Here is an 804-nt window from a genome sequence, read left to right as displayed (position 1 = left end):
AGTGGCAGGCTCGGGAGCCGTTGACGCCGTGTCGCCACTCACCGGATCCGACGGCCCCGCGGTCGCGGTCCCCGTCACGGCCGTGCCGGTAGGCACGGCCCGGTCAGCCGACGCCCTCGTACCGGTGGCCGGCGCGCCTTCGACGTCGGCACGGACACCAGTCGCCTGCACCACCGACGGCGACATCGGCGGGACAGTCGACAAAGTGGCGGCGGGAGAACCGGCAGTGACCCCCGTAACGTTCGCAGCGTCCGCCGTACTCGGGCCGCGCGACCCGGGAACGGATGGAGCGCCGCTGCCATCGACCGCGCTGACAGGGGCGGGGGTGGGTCTGGTGGGCCCACCGGGTGTGGCGCCTGCCGCTGTCGAAGCTGCGGAGGCCGACCCTGAGGTGACGGCGCCGGTTGCCGTGGATCCAGGTGTGGTGGACGCGGAGGTCGTGGTGCCGACCGGCGCGGGACCGGAAGCCGCGGACGCGGGCGCCACAGGACCCGGCGCCGCCGAACCGGGCACCGCGGACGCGGACGCCAAAGCACCCGCAGCCGAACCAGGCACCACGGACGCGGACGCGGCGGGAACCGGCACGCTCGACGCGGACCCCCCGGACACCGGCACGGTCGACCCCGACCCACCGGGAACCGACACCGTCGACCCCGACCCACCGGAAACCGACACCGTCGACCCCGACCCACCGGAAACCGGCACGGTCGACGCGGGCGCCGTGAGACCGGCGGTCGCCGGACCGGGCATGGTGGGTGTGCTGGCCGGCGTCGGTGTGGTGGTGGCCGCAGCAGCCGTCTGAAC

The 804-nt window shown here is 75.1% G+C and carries 1 protein-coding gene; it reads left to right on the top strand.

What is annotated here, in order from left to right:
• Positions 1-124: 124 nt before the first annotated feature.
• Positions 125-802, top strand: coding sequence for a hypothetical protein (locus tag AC5L3Z_RS29250; protein ID WP_494846570.1), 678 nt, complete (start codon positions 125-127; stop codon positions 800-802).
• Positions 803-804: the final 2 nt, after the last annotated feature.

Source organism: Micromonospora sp. LZ37, from assembly GCF_059359015.1.
The sequence above is the reverse complement of the archived record's forward strand: the minus strand, read 5'-3'. Positions and strand labels throughout refer to the sequence as shown.